12 protein-coding genes are annotated in these 19,428 nt (G+C 69.7%); 2 read left to right on the forward strand and 10 right to left on the reverse strand.

Features of this window, described 5'->3' with window-relative positions:
• Nucleotides 1–294: 294 nt before the first annotated feature.
• From NCC78_RS01655 to NCC78_RS01670, 4 genes are all read right to left on the reverse strand, one after another.
• On the reverse strand, nucleotides 295–1,488 hold the full coding sequence (locus tag NCC78_RS01655; protein WP_250791260.1) for a multicopper oxidase domain-containing protein: 1,194 nt from the start codon (nucleotides 1,486–1,488) through the stop codon (nucleotides 295–297).
• Nucleotides 1,485–2,450: a sugar phosphate isomerase/epimerase family protein gene (locus NCC78_RS01660; RefSeq protein WP_250791261.1), complete on the reverse strand. Its 966-nt coding sequence runs from the start codon at nucleotides 2,448–2,450 to the stop codon at nucleotides 1,485–1,487. The genes NCC78_RS01655 and NCC78_RS01660 overlap by 4 nt, the downstream gene beginning before the upstream one ends.
• A gap of 22 nt (nucleotides 2,451–2,472) precedes the next feature.
• Nucleotides 2,473–5,619 carry an OmpL47-type beta-barrel domain-containing protein gene (locus tag NCC78_RS01665; RefSeq protein WP_250791262.1) on the reverse strand — a complete coding sequence of 1,049 codons (3,147 nt, stop codon included), beginning with the start codon at nucleotides 5,617–5,619 and terminating at the stop codon, nucleotides 2,473–2,475.
• 934 nt (nucleotides 5,620–6,553) lie between these two features.
• Nucleotides 6,554–8,161 carry a flavin-containing monooxygenase gene (locus tag NCC78_RS01670; protein WP_250791263.1) on the reverse strand — a complete coding sequence of 536 codons (1,608 nt, stop codon included), beginning with the start codon at nucleotides 8,159–8,161 and terminating at the stop codon, nucleotides 6,554–6,556.
• A gap of 493 nt (nucleotides 8,162–8,654) precedes the next feature.
• Between NCC78_RS01670 and NCC78_RS01675 the strand changes: the two genes are divergently transcribed.
• Nucleotides 8,655–9,485 (forward strand): endonuclease/exonuclease/phosphatase family protein, encoded by an 831-nt coding sequence (locus NCC78_RS01675; protein WP_250791264.1) that lies wholly within the window; start codon nucleotides 8,655–8,657, stop codon nucleotides 9,483–9,485.
• Nucleotides 9,486–9,523: 38 nt separating this feature from the next.
• Nucleotides 9,524–10,132: a helix-turn-helix domain-containing protein gene (locus tag NCC78_RS01680; protein ID WP_250791265.1), complete on the forward strand. Its 609-nt coding sequence runs from the start codon at nucleotides 9,524–9,526 to the stop codon at nucleotides 10,130–10,132.
• Between the two features lie 67 nt (nucleotides 10,133–10,199).
• On the opposite strand, the gene NCC78_RS01685 is transcribed toward NCC78_RS01680, so the two are convergent.
• The 6 genes from NCC78_RS01685 to NCC78_RS01710 form a co-directional block, all read right to left on the reverse strand.
• Nucleotides 10,200–10,844 carry a C39 family peptidase gene (locus NCC78_RS01685; protein ID WP_250791266.1) on the reverse strand — a complete coding sequence of 215 codons (645 nt, stop codon included), beginning with the start codon at nucleotides 10,842–10,844 and terminating at the stop codon, nucleotides 10,200–10,202.
• A gap of 670 nt (nucleotides 10,845–11,514) precedes the next feature.
• Nucleotides 11,515–12,567, reverse strand: coding sequence for an NlpC/P60 family protein (locus NCC78_RS01690; protein WP_250791267.1), 1,053 nt, complete (start codon nucleotides 12,565–12,567; stop codon nucleotides 11,515–11,517).
• A gap of 40 nt (nucleotides 12,568–12,607) precedes the next feature.
• Nucleotides 12,608–13,093 carry a poly-gamma-glutamate biosynthesis protein PgsC/CapC gene (locus NCC78_RS01695; RefSeq protein WP_250791268.1) on the reverse strand — a complete coding sequence of 162 codons (486 nt, stop codon included), beginning with the start codon at nucleotides 13,091–13,093 and terminating at the stop codon, nucleotides 12,608–12,610.
• The gene (gene pgsB / locus NCC78_RS01700; protein WP_250791269.1) at nucleotides 13,093–14,331 is read right to left on the reverse strand and encodes a poly-gamma-glutamate synthase PgsB; all 1,239 of its coding nucleotides are present in this window, start codon (nucleotides 14,329–14,331) and stop codon (nucleotides 13,093–13,095) included. Before pgsB ends, NCC78_RS01695 begins: the two co-directional genes overlap by 1 nt.
• Nucleotide 14,332: 1 nt before the next feature.
• Nucleotides 14,333–16,579: a HAMP domain-containing protein gene (locus NCC78_RS01705; protein ID WP_250791270.1), complete on the reverse strand. Its 2,247-nt coding sequence runs from the start codon at nucleotides 16,577–16,579 to the stop codon at nucleotides 14,333–14,335.
• A 317-nt stretch (nucleotides 16,580–16,896) separates the two neighbouring features.
• The gene (locus NCC78_RS01710; protein ID WP_250791271.1) at nucleotides 16,897–18,786 is read right to left on the reverse strand and encodes a gamma-glutamyltransferase family protein; all 1,890 of its coding nucleotides are present in this window, start codon (nucleotides 18,784–18,786) and stop codon (nucleotides 16,897–16,899) included.
• Nucleotides 18,787–19,428 lie beyond the last annotated feature (642 nt).

The following is a 19,428-nucleotide window of genomic DNA, read 5'->3' on the forward strand; positions in this document are numbered from 1 at the left end:
GTCGTCCGACCCATCGGGATAACCGGAAATGGCGTTGTTGAGCCATCTCGACTCCTCTTCAGGTTGAGGTGTGGCGGGCGTGCGCTGCCGAGCGGTCGTGCCGGGATCGACCGGACACCGGGGCGTGGGACCACCGGCGCCGCCCGGACGGGCTGGGGTGGGGGCGGGGACGTTGCGGCGGACTGGTGGGTGGCTGGGGAACCCGTCGTGGGCGCGGGGCCCCGCCGGTGGCTGCTGGTCCGCCGACAGACCAGCAGCCACCGGCCAGGTGACCGGCGCGGTGGGCGCCGGTGCTCAGTTGTGCTGGTGTTCGCCGGTGTCGGTGGTGGCACCGGCGCCGGCGGCCGCCGCCGGGTGGGAGTGGTCGTGGCCCGGGGGCATCGCCCCGGACTCGTCCAGGACGTGCAGCATCGTCGACATGCCGCCGTCGGAGTGGAACTGCATGTGGCAGTGCAGCATCCAGTGCCCCGGCCCGACGGAGTCGCCCGCCGCCACCTGGAACCCGAACGAGTCGCCCGGCCCGAGCGGCTTGTTGTCGATGATCGGGACGCTGTCGGCGAACGGTTCGCCGTTGCTCACCAGGCCGGTCCGGTTGTCTGCCCAGGAGTGTCCGTGCAGGTGGAAGGTGTGCATGTCATTGCCGATTCCGACGACGATGAACTCCACCTTCTCCCCCTTGCGGGCGACCAGGCAGGTCGGGCCGGGCTGCGGGTTCTGCGCGTCGCAGGTGTCGGCAGCCGCACCCCGGCGCAGGTTGATGCTCTGCCGGTCACCGAAGACCACGGTGTAGGTGCGGTCGGGCTTCGGGTCGCCGGGGCGGCGCACCACCAACCCGCCGAAGAGTCCCGCGCCGAGGCCCTGGGTGCCGTGCGGGCCGCCCACCACGTGATCGTGGTACCACCAGTAGCCGGCCGTGCCCGGCGACCCGGTCTTCCTGTTCCGCTGCTGGGCGAACCAGGTGTATGTGCGCGACTCGCCGGGCGGCACGAACGAGCCGCTCTGCACGGTGCCGTCGGAGAGCTGGGTGTACTTGACGCCGTGCACGTGCAGCGACACGCCCAGCGGGTGCCCCGGGTCGGTGCGCAGCTGCGCCAGCGTCGCGGCGGGCACCTGGTTGTGCAGGGTGATGGCGAGGCACTCCCCCTCCATCATCTCGATGGAGGGCCCCGGGTAGGAGGCGGCCTGCGGGCTGGTGCCGTAACCGAGCCGGATCTGGGTGCCGTCCCTGGGCAACTCCACGGCGTAGAGCTGCATGCTGCGGTCCGGCTTGACGCAACCCTCCGGCCGCTCCGCCGAGAACACGCTGGTGCCGGCGATCGCCAGGCCGCCGGCGCCGACCAGGGTCAGCAGCACGGTCGCCGCCACCACCAGCAGCCGGCGGGTGCTCCCCCTCGGAGGTCGGGGTTCGACCGAGGGTCCCTCCCCGGCTGACGCGCCGCCCTCGGGCGGCGGGGCATCCTCGGTGAGCCGCCAGGCGGACCCGCTCATCGCTCACCCCGCAGGTCGACCATCCGCTGGTAGCTGCGCTCGGCGGCGCCCAGCGAGCCGGGCGGGTTGGGCTGCGCGTTCGGCCCGCTGTCCTGCTCCCACAGGTAGGTGAACCGCCCGCCCCCGTTGAGTTCGGTGAAGAACTCCGCGAACGGGATCACCCCGGCGCCGAACTCCACGTCCAGGTACGAGTTGCCCTGCTGCGGGTTGGGCAGCGGGACCCCGTCCTTGACGTGGAACAGCGGGTAGCGGTGCGGGTGGGCGTTGACGTAGTCGACCGGGCGGAAGCCCGGATACTTCCGCGCCCCGCCGTACGCCCACAGGATGTCCATCTCGAGGAACACGTACCGCGGGTCGGTGAGTTCCAGGAACAGGTCGTAGAGCCGTACGTCGGGCCGGTCGGTCGCGAAGCTGAACTCGATGGTGTGGTTGTGCTGGTAGAGCTTGATCCCCCGGGCCGCGGCGGCGGCGCCCCAGGCGTTGAACTCCGCCGCGGCCGCCTGGTAGCCGGCGATGGTGCGGTTGCCGGTCGGCGCGGAGGCGGTGCCGACCGCCGGCATGCCCAGCGTCTCGGCGGCTTCCAGCTCCCACTCCAGGTTGGTGCGGAAGTCGCCGAGCCCACGGTGGCTGCCCGCCGCCTTCAGCCCGTTGTCGTCGAGCAGCTGCCGGATCTGCTCCGGAGTGATCGGGCCGACGCCCCCCTGGGTGTAGCCGGCGAACTCCACCTCCCGGTAGCCGATCCGGGACAGCTCCTCGAAGACCACCGCGAAGCCGAGCTGGGCGATCTTGTCGCGAACGCTGTAGAGCTGGATGCCCAGGTGCCCCTGCGGGATCAGACGGCCGTTCGATTCACCCGCCGCGGCGGCCGGCAGCGCGCCGGCGAGGCCCGCCGCGCTGACCGCGACGGTGGATCCGGCGAGACCGCGTAGCAGGGCCCGACGGTCGATCGTGTTCTTCGCCATGGTGGTGGGTCCTTTCGCTCGATCAGCAGCAGCTGGTGGAGGCGGACGACGTCCCGTCCGGGCAGCACGGGGTCAGTGGCGCGATCCGGACGTTGCGGAAGCTGACGACATCGGCGGTGCCGTGGTTCTGCAGGCCGATGTGTCCGCGGGCGCTCTGCCGCCCGGCCCCGCCCGGGTCGTCCGCACGGGGCGGGCTGAACACGGCTTCCGGGGTGTTGACGTACTCGTTGATCAGCTCGCCGTTGCGGTAGACCGAGTAGTGCTGCCCCACCACCCGGATCTCGTAGTCGTTCCAGGTGCCCTTGGGGGTGACCCGCGCACCGGCCAGGTCCACCCGGTCGAATCCGTACACCGACCCGCTCTTGTACTGGTCGCCGTCGGGCCGGTCGTAGATCTGCAGCTCGTGGCCGTACTTGATGGCCACCCACTCGGGCCGGGACTCGGTCGGGTGCCCGTGCACCTTCGGGAAGCGGACGAAGACGCCGCTGTTGGCGCGGCCCTCGCCGGGCGCGTCGTCGCGCCACTGCAGCTTCAGGGAGAAGTCGCCGTACGTCGCCGTGGGCAGCCAGAGCATGCCGAGGCCGGCGACCGGGCGGCTGGTGATCGAACCGTCGGCGTTGCGGGTGAAGCCGCCGGCCCCGACGTGTTCCCACCGATTGAACGAGGCCGCCGAGGTGTCCAGCAGCGGCTGGTAGCCGCTCTTGTCGTCCGACTTGCCGACCCCCGAGCGGGCAGCGGCGCTGACCAGTCGGCCGTGCTCCTTGTGGTCGATCACGCCCAGGTGGTGCAGGTGCTCGGTCACCTCGGTGACGTGGTTGACGAACTGGCCGTGGTTCGGCCAGGCCCGCTCGTCCTGGATGGCGTTGTTGATCGTGCAGGCGTCCGCGACCACCCGGTTGGGTACGCCGCTGTCGACCGTGCCGAGCCAGACCGTCGGCCGGGTGTCCGGCACCGGGCAGGCGGCGGGACCGCTGGTGACCACGGTGAAGGTGACCGATGCGGCGCCCGAGGTGTTGCCGGCCTTGTCGGTGGCCCGGTAGCTGAGCGTGTGCACGCCCGGCTGGTTGACGGTGACCGGCGCCGAGTACCGGGCGTACGCGCCACCGTCCAGGGAGTACTCGATCCGGTCGACGCCCGAGCCCGCGTCCGCGGCGGCGAGGGTGACGGTGGTGCTGCCGAGGTAGGCGCCGGTGTCGTCCTGCTGGCCGGAGAGCGTGGCGGTGGCGGTGGGCGGGGTGGTGTCCGGGGCCGGCGGGTCGACCACGGTGAACGACACCGACTGCGGGGCCGAGGTGTTGCCGGCCTTGTCGGTGGCCCGGTAGCTGACCGTGTGCTGACCGACCTGGTTGACGGTGACCGGCGCCGGGTAGCCGGTGTACGGCTGCCCGTCGAGGGAGTACTCGATCCGGTCCACGCCGCTGCCCGCGTCGGTGGCCGAGATGGTGACCGTGGCGGATCCGACGTACGCCCCGGCGCTGTTCCGCTCGCCGGTCACCGCGGCGGTCGCGGCGGGCGGCGTGGTGTCCTGCGCCGGCGGCTCCACCACGGTGAACGACACCGACTGCGCGGCCGAGGTGTTGCCGGCCTTGTCGGTGGCCCGGTAACTCACCGTGTGCTGGCCCGGCTGGTTCACGGTCACCGGCGCCGAGTAGGCGACGTACGCACCGCCGTCGAGGGCGTACTCGATCCGGTCGACGCCCGACCCGGTATCGGTGGCTGAGACGGTCACCGTCGCCGACCCCACGTACGCGCCGGCGTCGTTGCGTTGGCCGGTCACGCCGGCCGAGGCGGTGGGCGGGGTGGTGTCCGGTTTCGGGGGTTCGACCACGGTGAACGACACCGACTGCGCCGCCGAGGTGTTTCCCGCCTTGTCGGTGGCCCGGTAACTCACCGTGTGCTGGCCCGGCTGGCTCACCGCGACCGGCGCCGAGTAGCCGGCGTACGGCTGCCCGTCGAGGGAGTACTCGATTCGGTCGACACCCGACTCGGTGTCGGTGGCCGACAGGGTGACCGTCGCCGAGTTCACGTACGCCCCGTCGTCGTCGCGCTGACCGGTCAGTGCGGCCGAGGCGGTGGGCGGGGTGGTGTCCGGTTTCGGGGGTTCGACCACGGTGAACGACACCGACTGCGCCGCCGAGGTGTTCCCCGCCTTGTCGGTGGCCCGGTAGTTGACCGTGTGCTGACCCGGCTGGCTCACCGTGAGCGGAGCCGAGTAGCCGGTGTACGCGCCGCCGTCGAGGGAGTACTCGACCCGGTCGACGCCGGACTCGGTGTCGGCGGCGGTGAGGGTGACGGTGGCGGTGCCGACGTACGCGCCGGTGCCGTCGCGCTGGCCGGTGACCGCGGCCGTCACGGTCGGCGCGGTGGTGTCCGGGGCCGGCGGCTGCACCACCGTGAACGACACTGACTGCGGTGCCGAGGTGTTGCCCGCCTGGTCGGTGGCCCGGTAGGTCAAGGTGTGCGAGCCCGGCTGGTTCACGGTGACCGGCGCCGAGTAGGTGCCGTAGGTCCCGCCGTCGAGGGAGTACTCGACCCGGCTCACCCCCGATCCGGTGTCGGTCGCGGACAGCGTCACCGTCGCCGCGCCCAGGTAGGCGCCGTTGTCGTCGCGCTCACCGGTGACCGCGGCCGTCACGGTCGGCGGGGTGGTGTCCGAGTTGCCACCGGTGACGACCAGGAGCCCGGCCATGCCACCGTGGCCGGGAATTGCGCAGAAGTATCGGTAGGTGCCCGGGGACAGCACCACGTCGACGGTCCACCGGCCGCCGTTGGCGTCCGTCGGGTCGGCCAGGATGTTCACGTCGACGTCGCTGTTGTACGCCGGGTTGCCGGTGTCGAAGGTCAGGGTGTGCTGCATGCCGGTGGTGTTGCCGGTCGCGGCGCTGTTCTCGAAGACGAGCGTCGTCGGCCCGGCGACCGCGGTGGTCGGGGCGGAGCGGTACGCGAGGAAGTTGTCACCGGCGGTCCAGGTGAGCACCTGGGCCTGCAACTCGCGCGGGGGTGAGGGGGCAGCGGCGGCGTTCGGCTGTTGCGAGTCGATCGGGCGCGCGCTCGCCGGCATTGCCACCAGCCCGGCGGTCACCCACATCAGAGCAGCCGTGGCGACGGCCGCGATCGATCTCCGGAACCGGCCGGCCGGGAGCCGGCCGGGAGGTGCGTATCCGTTCATCAATGCCTCTCTCCCAGGTTCAAGGCGCGCACCGGCAGGGCGGGCGTCCCCCCGTCGATGTCAGATCAGCTCTTGTCGAGATATGTCGCCCGAGCGGCGAACCGCGTGGCCCCCTCCTGGCCGCACGGCATCCCCGGCCGGGGCGGATGCCACGGCCGTCCGGTGTGGATGGACTCCGTCCTCGTCAGCGCGCGAGCCGAATCGCACGCGTCATCGGACGCGGTTCAGCGTGAAGCTGACGGGGTGGGGGTTGCGCCTCGGAGCTGAGGAGGCGTCATCGAGAGTAGGGACGGACGTCGGTCGAACCCACAGCCTGTGCGGGGCCACGGGTCGCGGGACTTGACCGCTGACCCGGGGGTGCCATCCCTGGTCGGTTGGTGGCCGCCGGACGTGTTGCGCCGCCTGGAGCCATCGATCGAGATTGACCGCGCCGCCGGTTGATCTCGATGGAACCTATCGATGTTTCGAAACACTACTTAGTTCGTTTCAACGTGTCCAGAGCTTTCGTTGCCCCCGGGCCTACTTTTATCCGATCCAACGAAAGTCGGTAGCGTCGCAGACCACGAGCGCGTTACATCAGGCCTCATGTCCACAGAGGGCCAGTGGGGAGGGCTCGCAATCCTCAGGCTCGCGAGGGCACGCCGGAGGACGCCGTGCACGTGGCCGTACGCGGCCAGGGTCGTCCAGAGCCAGGGGGCACTGGCGAGGAGCAGCGCGGCCAGGCCCAGAGCGGCAGCACCAGCTGCGGGTTCATCCTGCTCGCGCAGGAGAGGGTCCGGGACTACTTCGCCAGTGGCAAGGCGGCATGGGACGCCCGCTGCCCGAGCCGACGCCCGTCGGGCCGTCGACGCTGTTCTGACCCCTGACCCCTGACCCCTGACCCGGCATGGCAGTCGCCGACAGGCGCCCTCCCGCTGGTCCATGACCGGGGACGTCAGGAGTTGCCTGCGGTGGGGAGTGGCCGCGCGTCGTCCTCACTGGCGATCGCGCCCGCCGATCCGTCGCCCGCGGGTACGGCGTCCCGGGCCACCGCCCGCCCCGCGCGCAAGCGGGCCGCCATCGCCGCGGTGCGCCGGATCATGCGCGGCGTCACCCGGCGGTAGGCGCCCGGGTCGACCGGCAGCAGCCACTGCCGGGCACGGGTCAGCGGGCCGATGTTGAGCCCGAGCTCGTCGAGCACCTCGTCGATGTTGTGCATCGAGAACGGGATGATGTTGGTGCCGCGGGCGTGGTGTCCGCCGGTCCGCTCCTCCATCCAGGCCAGGCGCGTCCGCACCTGCTCCCGCATCTCCTCGGTGGGCGGCAGCGTGACCCCACCCCGCAGGTACGCGGCGATCCACACCGCCGCCATCTCCGCGCTCAGGGGGCTGAAGAACGAGGAGTTGTACCCGGCGAAGGTCAGGTTCGGAACGTCGATCGGCAGGATCTGGCGGTGGAGCATGAAGTTGCCCGAGCCGTCCTCGATCCGGGCGTGCAGCGCGGCGTCGAGGAAGGGCACGTGCTGTCGGAAGCCGGTGCCGCAGATCACCAGGTCGGCGGGGAGCACCGTGCCGTCGGCGAGGCGGGCGGCCGGTCGCCCGCCGTCGACCAGGAGTTCGCTGATCACCCGGTCGCGGTGGACGATGATCCGGCCGTCCGCGACGCGCTCGGAGAAGCCCTCCGTCGCGAGGCTGACGGTGCTGCGGGCGATGTCCGCGAAGGTGCCGTGCGGCACGAGACCCAGCTCGCGCAGCTTGAGCTGCCGGGTGGCGGTGGCCCCGGTGCGGCGCAGCATCGCCTGGCGCAGGCCGTCGCCGGGGCCGTGCAGGAACCGTTCGAAGCCCTTCGGGGTGATGTACCGGAACAGCGCCTCGCCCATCCGGGTGAGCAACAGGTACTTGTAGTTCACCGCGCCGAGCTTCCTCGGCATCTTCCAGAGCAACTCGCGGGCGACGAGGTGGGTCTGCGCGGTGACGTCGCTGAGGGGGACGGCCACGTCGCAGGACGACTTGCCGTGCCCGACGACGATGACGTGCCTGCCCCGGGCCGTCTCCAGGTCGTGGAACTCACCGGCGGCCAGGACGCGTCCCCCGGCGGCGACGAAGTCCTCCCGGCCGGGGAAGGGCGGGATGTACGGGTCGGAGAAGATGCCGTTCGCGACGGTGAGGTGGTCGTACCGTTCCCAGGTCACCGGGTCGTCGCTGCCCGTCGGCCGGGACGCGATCCGCCACCCCGTCTCGCCGTCGACGAGTTCGGCGGCGACGACCTCGGTGGACAGGCGCAGGACGGGGCCGAGCTTGAATTTGTCCGCGTAGCTCTCCAGGTACCGCTGGACCTGCTCACCCGTCGGCCACTGCGGGCAGTCTGCGGGCATGGGCAGGTCGGAGAGGCGGTAGGTGCCCTTGTCGTTCTGGGTGCGCAGGCCCGGGTACCGCCGGGTGCTGCTCCACACGCCCCCGACGTCGGGGGCCTTCTCGAACACGGTGACGTCGAAGCCGCTCTGCCGCAGCACCTTGGCTGCACTCAATCCGCCAAATCCGGCGCCGACGACGGCGATCCTCATGACGACCTCCAGGAAGGGTGACGACTGACGCGACCCGGCGGCGGATCGCCGTGGTGTCCGCACGCTGGCGAGCGCCGGGGCGGCGTCGCTGTCCGCTGAAGGAAGGCTATGTCCGGCGTACGCGGACGAGCGCCAACTGTCGGATCAGCGGCTCGGCGAGCGGGTGAGCCTCGCTTCCCCGTCCGGCGGGTGAGGGTGCAGGTCGCCGCAACCCTCACTCCGACCGTCCACAAGCCCGTGCCGGTGGTGCCGGCCGGCCCTACCGGGCGGACCAGCGCCGAGCGGTCGACGACGCGCGCCCGGGTCGCCGTACCCCGACGTCATGATCTTGTCGTCCCGGGATGGCGGCGGCCTGGCGGCGGCCGAGGCCCGACGAGGACAACGAGCGGGCGCCACAGGACCGACGACATGCACCGGATGCGATACGCTCCCGGCAACCCGATCTCTAGGCGGGTCCATGGCTGGTCCTCCTTACCGCGGTCTCCGGCGAGCAATGGCCGTCGTTCTCCTGGTTTCTGCCCTGGCGTTGACAAGTGGGTCGTCGGTGGCCGGCACCGCCGCGTCCACGCCGTGGCGGGTGCTCCAGATGAACCTGTGCAACAGCGGCCTCGCCGGCTGCTACACGGGTCGATCGGTCACCAGGGCCGCCGAGGTGATCCGCGCCGAGACACCGGACCTGGTAACCCTCAACGAGGTCTGTCAGGACGACGTGTCCCCGCTGGAGCGGACGTTGGCGGAGGTCCGCGGCGGCGGCACCGTCGTGTCGGCCTTCAAGGCGGCCGGCGACCGCCGGACCGGCGGTGCCTTCCGGTGCCGCAACGGCCACCCGTACGGCATCGCACTGCTGGCGTACGTCCCGGACCCGTACCGTGGGCACGCGGTGCACGGCGGGATCTACCCGGCGCAGGACCTCACGGACCCCGAGGAGCGGGCCTGGCTCTGCGTCTCGGTCACCAGCGTGCTCCATGCCTGCACCACACACCTGGCGGCCACCAGCCCGAGCGTGGCGCTCGCCCAGTGCGGGCACCTGCTCGGCGCGGCAATTCCGGCCATGCGCGTGACGGCCGGTCATCAGCCGGTCGTGCTGAGCGGCGACCTCAACCTCAGGCAGGGCGGCTCACCTGACGTGCGGTCCTGCCTGGCGCCGGGCTACCTGCGCGCCGACGACGGGGCCGTGCAGCATGTCGTGGCCACGACCGACTTCACCGTCCGCTCGCGCAGGTCGATCGGGATGGGCACGGCAACCGATCACCCCAGCTTCCTGGTCACCCTCACCCTGCCTTTGAACCAGCACCGCTCACCTGAGGGCGACCGCAGATTCTGACCGGCACCCGGAAGGGATTGGCAAGTAGCATTGCCAACATGGCAAATGACGATCCCGCGGTCCTGGCCTCCGTCGGCCCGCGGCTGCGCGCCCTGCGCCGGCAGCGCGGCTCCACCCTGGCCCAGCTCGCGGAGACCACGGGCATCTCGGTCAGCACCCTGTCCCGCCTCGAATCGGGCGAGCGTAGGCCGACCCTGGAGCTGCTGCTGCCACTCGCGCGCGCCTACCAGGTGCCGCTCGACGAGCTCGTCGGTGCGCCGCCGGTCGGCGACCCACGGGTCCGGTTGAAACCGATCAAGCAGGCGGGCTCGACGGTCGTGCCGCTGACGCAGCACCCGGGCGGCCTGCAGGCGTTCAAGATGGTCATCAGCGCCACCCGCGACGAACCCGACCCGCGTACGCACGAAGGCTACGAGTGGCTGTACGTACTCAACGGCAAGCTGCGGCTGGTGCTCGCCGAACACGACATCGTGCTGAAGAGCGGAGAGGCCGCCGAGTTCGACACCCGGGTACCGCACTGGTTCGGCAGTACCGGTGAGGCGCCGGTGGAGATCCTCAGCCTGTTCGGGCCGCAGGGCGAGCGCATGCACGTCCGGGCCCGACCAGCCGGTACGAAGTCCGGCGACACCGGCCCTGGGAGCGGGTGAAGGCCGCGGACCGGACTCCGTCCGAGGAGCCCGGCCGCGGCCGTTTCGCAAGTGAGCGTCAGCTGCGTCAGCTGGAGTAGCCGCGCTCCGCGATCCAGGTGGCCACCTTCTTGTCGGTCATCCAGTAGTGCTTTTTCGGGTCGTACGGGTCCGCGATCTGCATCGTGTCACCGCCGTCCCGGTACCCGATGATGCTCACGTAGTGTCCGCCCGGGAACGCATGGGGGCGTCCCTCGGTGTCGTAGGCGGTGCCCATGGTGTTGGCAACCACGGCGCGCTTGGCGTCGACCGCCTCGACCACGTCGGCCTGCAGCTTGTCGACCTGCTCCGGCTTCGCCTCGGGGCCGCTGATGGCGGTGGTCTCGTAGCCGCCGCCGGTCATCTCGTTGAGTACCCGGGTGGTGTCGTTGGCCGACTTGGTGCCGTCCGGGGTGGTACCCAGCTTCTCAGCGACCTCGCGTTGACTCGGGGTCTTGCCCTGGGTGGACAGCGCGATCCGGGTCGCGGCGGGCGCGCAGTAGTAAGGTTTTCGCTGCTTCTGGTAGTCGTGGTCGAGCACCTTCTTGCCCTCGCCAGGGGGCTCCTGCGCCTGCACCACGGCGGGCGGCCTCGCCGACGCGGCCTCGTCCGGAGTCGCCGGAACTGCGGCAGCGCCACCGATCATCAGACAACTGGCAACCGACAGCACCCTCTTGCGGAGAATCGCGTTCATCGTGAAGCTCCCATCGGGTTGACGCCGCTGGGAATCGGAAGCGCACGCACGGCAGGAAGAACGCCAGCGGCACACCGGACGGTTACTGCCTCCGGACGCTCCCGGTTCCCGGGCTCTCGATTGGCTTCGCGGGCCATCACCCTACGGTTACCCGACCCGGGTTCGTGAAAACGCCCGCCCGCCGGCCCGGAGTGGACTAAGCTACTGCTCCCCCGGAGGCCCCGGCGGACACGTCGGTGGCCTCGCAGAACCTTCGCCAGCCGTCGGGGCACCGGACCTCACCTGCCGCCATCGCCACCTGGAATGCCCCAACCGGGTGCGGGTCGCCCGCCGCCCAGCCGCCGACCCCGGTAGGGAGCGGGAGTTCCTCGCCGGGTCGGGCCGGCCGGAGGTGGTGGTCGGCGTTGACACGGGTGTCCCGGGGGCGAGGTGCACGGCGGAGACCCGAAAGCAGCCGACGTTTGCCGGTTGCGACCTACAACCTCGGCTGTCGGGGAAGGGCTCTGAGATCGCCGCTGCCGGCCAGCCACTGGGCCCTGTTGCTCACGCACATGCGGCCGGTTGGCATCGTCGTACGATGCTCAACCGGCCTCAGGTGGACCACCGGGCGACATGCCGGCTCTACGGCCGGAGAGGCGTCGCCAGGCACCCCTTCATGGCTGGTGGCGGCTCAGATCCGGCGGGCGGAGAGCCACCGGTCCGGCCAGTAGCCGGTACCGTCCAGGATGGGTTCACCCGAGAGGTCGCCCATGGTGGGGCCGTCTGTCTGCGAGCGGCTGGAGATGAACCTGTGGTGGCCGCTGTCATCAAGGCCGAGGTAGATGCCCGAGTGGTCGATCTGACGGTTCGGGATCGGCTGGGCGTTGAAGAACAGCAGGTCGCCGGGGAGCAGCCGGTCGATGCCGCGGGCCCGCTGGCCGGTGTTGGCCGCCAGCTGGACGCCCGGTCCCACCTCGGACATCGCGTACGCCCGGCGCGGAAGCCCCTCACCGGGATTGTTGGTTCCGCGCAGCGGATATCCGAGCCGGTGACCGTAGACCATCCGCAGGTAACCCGAGCAGTCCAGTGCCCGGGCCCGCGTCGGATCGGGCACCACGTTCTTGCCGTCCGGGAACGACCACGGCACCTGGAGGTAGTCGTAGAAGTCGGAGCGCTCGGCCCGGCCATCGGGATCCAGGGGGTCCGGCGGCCCGAACGAGGCGTCCCCGGAATACTGCCGCCCCTGGTTGTCCTTCTTCGCCGGCGCCGCGTCGATGTATTCCGTGGCGATCGCCAACACGTCCGGTGAGCGGTCGTTGCGCGCCGCGGCGAGCCAGTCCGTGAACCACTTCTCCTGTTCGGCGCCGGCACGCCACGGCTGCGGCGCGAGCCGGGCCCAGATATTGGTCTCGACCTTCGCAGCGGTGAAGCGGGGCTCCTCGAACGTCCGAAGCGGACCGTAGATCTGCACGGTCCGCGCGCCGTCGGTCATGGTCGCGACCGGTTCCCCGGACGAGTCGATGATCTCCGTGCGAGCCGGATCCGCCGAGCGCTGGTAGGTGTAGCCGGACGCACCGAGTGCGGGGCCTTGGGACGATTGGGTCGTGCCCAGAGTGAGCGCCGGTTGGTCCGCCGGCGACGGTAGCACCACCAGGTAGGTGCCTGCGCTCGCGGCGACCAGCAGGGCGAACACGCTGAGGGTCAGAAGTACGTTGCGTCTGCGAAGGTACGTCCAGTACTTCATGCCCGCATCTCCTTTCGCGACTCGGCTCTGCGCTGTTCGGTCAGGTCACCGGCACGAAGCCGGCGACGACGCCGCTGAACGCGACGCCGAACGTGATCGCGGTCACGATGACGGTCGCCAGGATGGTGGCCTTCGGCGGCTGCCGCACGAGCTGGTACGCGATGAGCCCGGGGATGACGAAGCCCAGCGTCTGGTGGGCGAAGAGCAGCGGAAGGTCCCGCTGGACGATGACGAACAGGGTCAGCTGCAACAGGACGCTGAGCAGGACGATCGCCGCGAACAGCCGCTTTCCGTAGAGGATGACCACCCGTTGCATCAGCCGGGTGAGCAGATAGGTGAGTACGGTCATCCCGGCGATGATCACCGCCTGCAGCTGGTCCTCGATGAGGGTCAGCGCGATCCACCCCGGAGTGATCATGCCGCCGGGCGAGAGGTTGGTGGTCAGGTAACACAGCAGCGCGAACACCAGGCCGATGCCGAGGCTCGCGGTAGCAAGTTGGGCGCTCAGTTCTCCGCCGAACGTCATCACTGAGTCCTTTCTCCGGTCGGCGTGTGCAGCGTGGAGGCGGATGGAGAGCCGTCCTCGCAGGTCCACCCGGGCAGTTCCGCCAGCTCGTGGATCAGGACCTCGCCCTGCCCGTGGATGTTGCCGATGGCGACGATCGACGCGTCGGCGGGAGTTTCCGCCAGCACGCCCTCGAGCAGGCGGTCCGGGGGAAGCTTTCCCCCGATGTCGACGATCCGGTCCTGAAGTTCCGTCGGAACGCTCGTCCGCGCGCTCTTCGTCACCTCACCGATCAGGACGATCTTCTCCGGCCGCACCCGGCCACTGAGGTCACCCATCTGAGCGTTGCGCTCGATCCGGTCCGGCCGGCAATTGATCACCATGGTCAGCGGACGGGTGATGAGTTTCTGATCCTCCAGCTGCTGGATGTTCATCAAGGTGGATTCGGGGTCGTTGGCGGCGAAGATGTTCGCGAACCGCATCCGCTTGCTCCCGTGCATCACCCGTGCCACGGAGAGCACACCCGGGTCGGGCGGTGCCTCCCACATGCCCTTCAGCGCGCTCTGCCGCTCGACGCCCAGGCGCTCGGCGACGGCCAGCGCGACGGCGACGTTCTCCTTGAACGTGATCCACCCGAATCCGTCCATCTCACGATCGGTCACGGAATCGGGATCGACCGCGACGAGCTCACAGTCACGCCGATCGGCTTCCTGCTGCAGGATGGCCAGCCGATCCCGCTCCGCGGTGAAGCAGACGCCTCCCACCGGCATGGACCGGCTCAGCGACCGGGCGACATCGTCCAAGGTGGGGCCCATCTCGGCGAGATGGTCCTCGCGCACGTTGCACAGGACCCCGATGTTCGAGCGGATCAGCTTGCTCTGATTCACCTCCTGCAGTGCCGGCATCACCGCCATGCACTCCATGACCAGGGCGTCGGGGTGGTATACGGCGGCCCGTCGCACGATGCCGATCTGCTCCGCCACGTTCGCGATCCCGAACTTGCGGTGCACCGGCTCTTCGCTGGCGTCCGGGAAGATGAACCGGGCGGCGGTGCCGGTGGTCTTCGCCACCACCACCCGGCCGCCCCCGCGCAGCGCCCCGGCACAGAGCCGGGTGATGGAACTCTTGCCGCGAATACCGTTGATCAACACGCGGTCCGGAATCTTGTCCAGGTTGCGGTTGTGGTTGCGTTGTTCGACAACTCCGGCGACGAGCAGAGCCAAGCAGCAAAGGACGAAAACGACGTAAAGGTATCCCACGTCAATCCCTTTCCTCTTGACCGCCGGGGTGCGTATCGGCGCGATAAACCGGCGACGGGGCGGCCCCCCGCTCAGCGTCAGCTCGTGGCAGAACCTCGGGGAGCACTGCCGTGGGGCTGTCCGCCGTGCCGCGCATCCGCGTCACCCCGCCGAACCGGGCGGAGCCGGTGTGCCGGACCTGACGGCAGATCTCCAGACACATCGCCAGTGCGCCGATGTCATCGTGTCGTTGCGGCGGGATGGGCACCTCGACCGAGCCGTTGCTGATTCTGTCGGCCTCGGTGGCGAGCCGCCGCAGTGGCCGGGTGAAGACGTAGTACTGCCACACCTGGGTCAGTAGGACGACGCCTGTGGCCGCCCCGGCCACCAGCAGCGTCCACCGGCGCCCGTCGCTCTGCGGCAGCCGCAGTCCCGCGAGGTCCTGCTCCACCACGAGCGACCACTTCAACGGAGCGACCGTGTTGGGCTTGTTCAGGCCGGACGCGGCGATCAGGGCCGCGCCTCCCTCGGGCGTCTCGGCCCGCCCGACGGTGCCGCCTCGCAGTGCCTCTGCCGCGGCCCCCCGGGCACTGCCCTCCAACTCCTCGAAGGCGCGGAAGCCCTCCGAGTCGAAGACCGTACGCAGGTCCTCGTCCACGATCCGGGCCTGACCATCCACCTCACGCAGCATTCCCAGCAGGTAGTCGATGTTGGTCTCACCCACGGCCGCCACCCCGTTGGCGCCGACCCGGAAGGCGTAGACCACCGGGACGCGTGCGGTCTTGTCGTCGAGGTCGATTCCCGCCTCACCCCGCAGCGGCTCCTTGCGCAGCGGCTCACGTCCGGCCGAACTGATCACCGATCCGTTGGAATCCATCAGGTAGAGGCTGCGGAAACGCTGCTTGTCGGCCATCTCCTGCTCCAGCAGCGGCGTCATCTGGGCGGGATCGGTGGTCTCGGCGGCCTGGGAGAGGCGGATCACCGTCTGCAGGCCGTTGTTCAGCGCCTTTCCCATCAGGGTGCTCGCCGCCTCGGCCCGGCTCTCCTCGTCCTTGACGAGCTGGTCGGGTATCGACGCCTCAGGCCCACGGAGCGTGGTAGCCAGGGCCGCCGCCGGCCAGAGCAGAGCCACCACCGTGGCCAGGGCCAGCCCCTGCGTCACGGTCGGCCGCCACCGCCACCGCCACCGCCGCCTACGCGAGGCGCTGGGAGACGAGGGGTCGGGGTCACCGGACGTGAGAGCCAGCGCTCGCGCGATGCGGTGCGCCTCGGCGACGCGCAGCGGATGCCGCTTGGTGAGGACGTCGCCGGAGGCACTCGCCTTGGCTTGCTTGAGCAGCGAGCGGACCGGACGGACCAACGCCATCCGCATCAGCAGGAAGCTCGGCACCGCCATTGCCAGCAGGGTCAGGCCGAGCAGGAGACCGCGGTTGGTCGAGGTGCCGCCCGTCTCGTCAGCGACGATCAGGGTCGCCAGCGACACCCCCGTGTTTCCCACCGGAGCGGAGGAGACGACCAGCTGCCGGTCGGTCCACTCGGTCACCCTGATCGGATGGCCCTCGCTGGACTTCGACTGCGCCAGCCCGCGGAAAACCACGGGCAGGTGCACCTCGTCGACGGCACTGACCCCCTGCATCAGGGTGCTCTTGCCGTCCGGGGTGAGAACGAAGACGCCCTGCCGGGCCTTGGGGTTGAGCCGCAGCTCGTCGATGTTGAGCGGTTGCATCGCCAGCAGAGTTCGCGATTCGTCCAGCGCGGTGCTGCGGACCAACGCCGGGCCGTCGGTCGTGGTGACCGGGAACAGGTTGGCGGGCAGGGTCGGCGGCAGCTGCTCGAAGGGCAACCCGGGGCCGAGGGTCGCCAGCGGGCGACGGGTTGCGCTCTCCATGATCGTGGCGCTGGTCCAGGTCGCCCCGTCCCCCACGACCTGCTTGAGAAGCTCGGGGTCGGGCGTCCCGGGTGCCCGGGTGGAGACGAGCTGGTCGAGCTCCTCCACCGAGTGCTGGAGGCTCAGCCGCGTGCTGGAGGCGACCTTCGACACGTTGTCCCGTTGTGAATCGACTACGGCCGGGGGCACACCCCGCTGGTGGTTGAGCGCGAACCCCAGCACGATGGCCGCCGCCAGGAACATCGTGACCCAGAGATACACCAACGACGGCTTGTCGGAGCCCGCCGGAAACCCGGCAGCCGGTAGCTGCTGCTCGAGCGCCCGCCGCCGCCAGGCGACCACCTCTTCCTGCGGCAGCGTCTCGGCAGGTTTTCCTGCCACCGGAGCGCGCCCGACAAACCCCTTCTGGTCCGTCGGCCGCTCAGACGCAGGCAGTTCGCCTCCGCTCTTCCTGTCCATGGCGACCCCTTCCCTTCCACGAACATCGGAAGTTGCACGGTCGATTTCAATCATCGATCTCGGCAAGGTAGGTCGTCGCTTTGCCAAGACAAGCGTGTTCAATCATCGAGCGGCCAGAAACGCCAGGCGGGCGCACGGGGCTTGCATGTACCGATAATCGAACTCGGTGGGGTGAGGAAGCCTCACCCCACCGAGATGAACCCCCGCCTGGGAGTCCGTCCGCCTACCGTCTTCGGGTCTCAGCCGCCGGTGGCGGTTCCGTCCCTACGGGGGTCCGCCGCGCCGAAGAGTTGCTTTCCTCGAATCTCGATCGCGGTGAGACCGCTGTCCAGTGCGATGAGTCTGGGGCACGGGTGTCTGCGCTCGATCAGGTTGGGCATGCGGAGTGCGATCCGCCTGTCCGCCTCGATTTCCGACGGCGCATCCCGTTTTCCGTCACAGTCCCGGGTGATGTCCTGCCCGCTGTAATGGCCCTGGTTGATGGCTTCCGCAGGGGTCATGCCGTCGACGACCACCCCCACGATGGTCTGGACCACGTAGTCAGGGATGTGTGAGCCTCCGGCAGCACCCACCACGAGCCTCAGTTTCTCGCCTTCGCTGTCGAGCACGAGGGTCGGCGCCATGGAGGCGGTGGGTCGCTTCCCCGGCTGCATGACGTTCACCGGCTTGCCCGGCGAGACCGACGCCGTGTCCGTGAAGTTGTTCAGCGCGTTGTTGAGGATCATGCCCTGCGCTTCGAGGTGCGAACCGAAGTGGGTGTTGATGGTGGTGGTCATGGAGACGGCGTTGCCGTCGGCGTCCACGATGCTCACGTTGCTCGTCGGGTCACCGACGTCCACCGTGGCGGGTTCTTCCTCGACCGCTGGAGCGGGTGGGAGAACTCCCGGCGGGTCCCCTGGGGCGACCGGTCGGATCGCCCGGTCGCGGGAGAACAGGGAGAAGCGCCGGTCGAGATACTGGCCGTCGAGCAGCCCGTCCACCGGCACGCCATGATAAGCCGGGTCACCGATGTAGGCGCGACGGTCGAGGTTCGCCAGGCGGCTGGCCTCGACCGAGAGATGGACCCGGTCGGCCGAGCCCGGGTCCGTCCTTCCCACCTGCCCGCGTTCGAGCAGGCCGAGCATCTCCAGGACGCTCACTCCGCCGAACGCCGCCGGCGGCGAGCTGCATATCACCACGTCGAACGCCTTCCGGCAGATTTCGGTGCGCTCCACCGTGTTGTAGTCGGCGAAGTCCTGCGGGGTCATCAGGCTGGGAATCACCACCGGGCCCGCGGTGTTGCCTTTGAGCTTGATCGGCCCCTTTGCCGCATGCTGCACGATTGCCGGGGCAATCTTGCCCGTGGGGTTGTAGAACTCGTCCGCGCCCTTGTCCCGCACCTGCCGCAGCACCTCGGCGATGTCCGGGTTGTAGATCCTGGTTCCCACCGGCTTCGGCTCGTCGCCGTTGCAGTAACGGGGGCGCAGATCGGGATAGTTGCAACGCTTGCGTCCGTTGAAGCGCTCCTCGAAGCCATCGTGCAGGTTCGGTGACATCGGAAAGCCATCCGCGGCCAACCTGATGGCGTCGTCGAACAGCTGATCCCACGGGAGGGTGCCGTACAACTCGTGCACGTCGGCGAGCACGCGCAGCGTGCCCGGAACACCGACTGCGCGTCCGGTCGTCGACGCGGCGGTCGGGAAGCGATCGGTCCTGAGGTCCCTACGCTCCTGCTCCGTCGGAGTCCTCAGGTTCTCGGTCACGTTCTCCGGCGCTCTGGCCATGCCGTCGAAGAACCGCATCCTGCGGTCATCATGATCCCAATGGTTGATCAGTGTGCCGCCGGCCAGTCCGGAGGCGTGTGGCTCCACGACGGCCAGGACCGCCTGAACGGCTACGGCGGCATCCGCGGCCCGGCCTCCCTTGGCGATGATCTTACAACCGGCCTCGGTCGCGAGGGTGTGGGCGGACGCCACCATGAACCTTTCCGCGATGGCATCCTTCTCCCGACCGCTCTTGCTTCTCGGGTCCTTCATGCAGGCGTCGGCGGGCGCAGCAACCGAATGTGCGACGGGTGCTGTCGCCACGGCGGAGATACTCAGCGCCGTCGCCAGCGCGGGAATCACGTAGCGCACCGTGCGTGCGGACATATGGCAACCTTTCAAGATCTGCCCTGGGACGGGTACCACGGTGACCGTCACGAAGGTCCGTAACCCGAATTCGTGTCCCTGTTCCCGGATCTGTCGTCCGCCCTGTCGACATCGCTCCGAAGACGTCGTTCGAGAGGACTTCGACCGAAGCAGCCTGCTCGCGCCCGTACGCGATGGTCGGCTCACCGGCGACCAGCAGGAGCTGTAGGGGCATCATCGGTTTCGGCTGGGTGACGGCGCAGGGCATCGCGGGAAGTCGTGGTTTCCGGGACCCAGGTGGCGGCAGGGGAAGTCCGGTATGGGGGAACGCGGCGACCAAAGCCTTCGCAACGAACGCTGTCCCATTCCAGTGGACCGGTCAGCCCAGCCGAGAGGCATCCAGCGAAGGTGCCGACGGACGTCGAGGCAGTTCGCACAACGAGGAGGACGGTCAATCCTCGACGTTCGTATCCGTTCGACTGAGAATTGCTGCGCCACGCTCTCCATCGCCGGCCTCCTGCCTGCCGACTGAAGGCGGCGGTGGATCAGGCCTGCCCGTGCACGGGTTTAGCGCTTGGCTCCCCGGGCAGACGACATCTTGGCCGACTGGCAAGAGGTGTCGTCCGTGTCTGGCCTCCGCAGGGCCGAGAACGCACCAGCCTG

It is taken from the genome of Micromonospora phytophila (genome assembly GCF_023656545.1).
Taxonomy (GTDB): Bacteria; Actinomycetota; Actinomycetes; order Mycobacteriales; family Micromonosporaceae; genus Micromonospora; species Micromonospora phytophila.

Coding starts and splice junctions, on each gene's coding strand:
- NCC78_RS01655 (WP_250791260.1), bottom strand. CDS start 1,488: ATGAGCGGGTCCGCCTGGCGGCTCACCGAGGATGCCCCGCCGCCCGAG.
- NCC78_RS01660 (WP_250791261.1), bottom strand. CDS start 2,450: ATGGCGAAGAACACGATCGACCGTCGGGCCCTGCTACGCGGTCTCGCC.
- NCC78_RS01665 (WP_250791262.1), bottom strand. CDS start 5,619: ATGAACGGATACGCACCTCCCGGCCGGCTCCCGGCCGGCCGGTTCCGG.
- NCC78_RS01670 (WP_250791263.1), bottom strand. CDS start 8,161: ATGAGGATCGCCGTCGTCGGCGCCGGATTTGGCGGATTGAGTGCAGCC.
- NCC78_RS01675 (WP_250791264.1), top strand. CDS start 8,655: ATGGCCGTCGTTCTCCTGGTTTCTGCCCTGGCGTTGACAAGTGGGTCG.
- NCC78_RS01680 (WP_250791265.1), top strand. CDS start 9,524: ATGGCAAATGACGATCCCGCGGTCCTGGCCTCCGTCGGCCCGCGGCTG.
- NCC78_RS01685 (WP_250791266.1), bottom strand. CDS start 10,844: ATGAACGCGATTCTCCGCAAGAGGGTGCTGTCGGTTGCCAGTTGTCTG.
- NCC78_RS01690 (WP_250791267.1), bottom strand. CDS start 12,567: ATGAAGTACTGGACGTACCTTCGCAGACGCAACGTACTTCTGACCCTC.
- NCC78_RS01695 (WP_250791268.1), bottom strand. CDS start 13,093: ATGACGTTCGGCGGAGAACTGAGCGCCCAACTTGCTACCGCGAGCCTC.
- NCC78_RS01710 (WP_250791271.1), bottom strand. CDS start 18,786: ATGTCCGCACGCACGGTGCGCTACGTGATTCCCGCGCTGGCGACGGCG.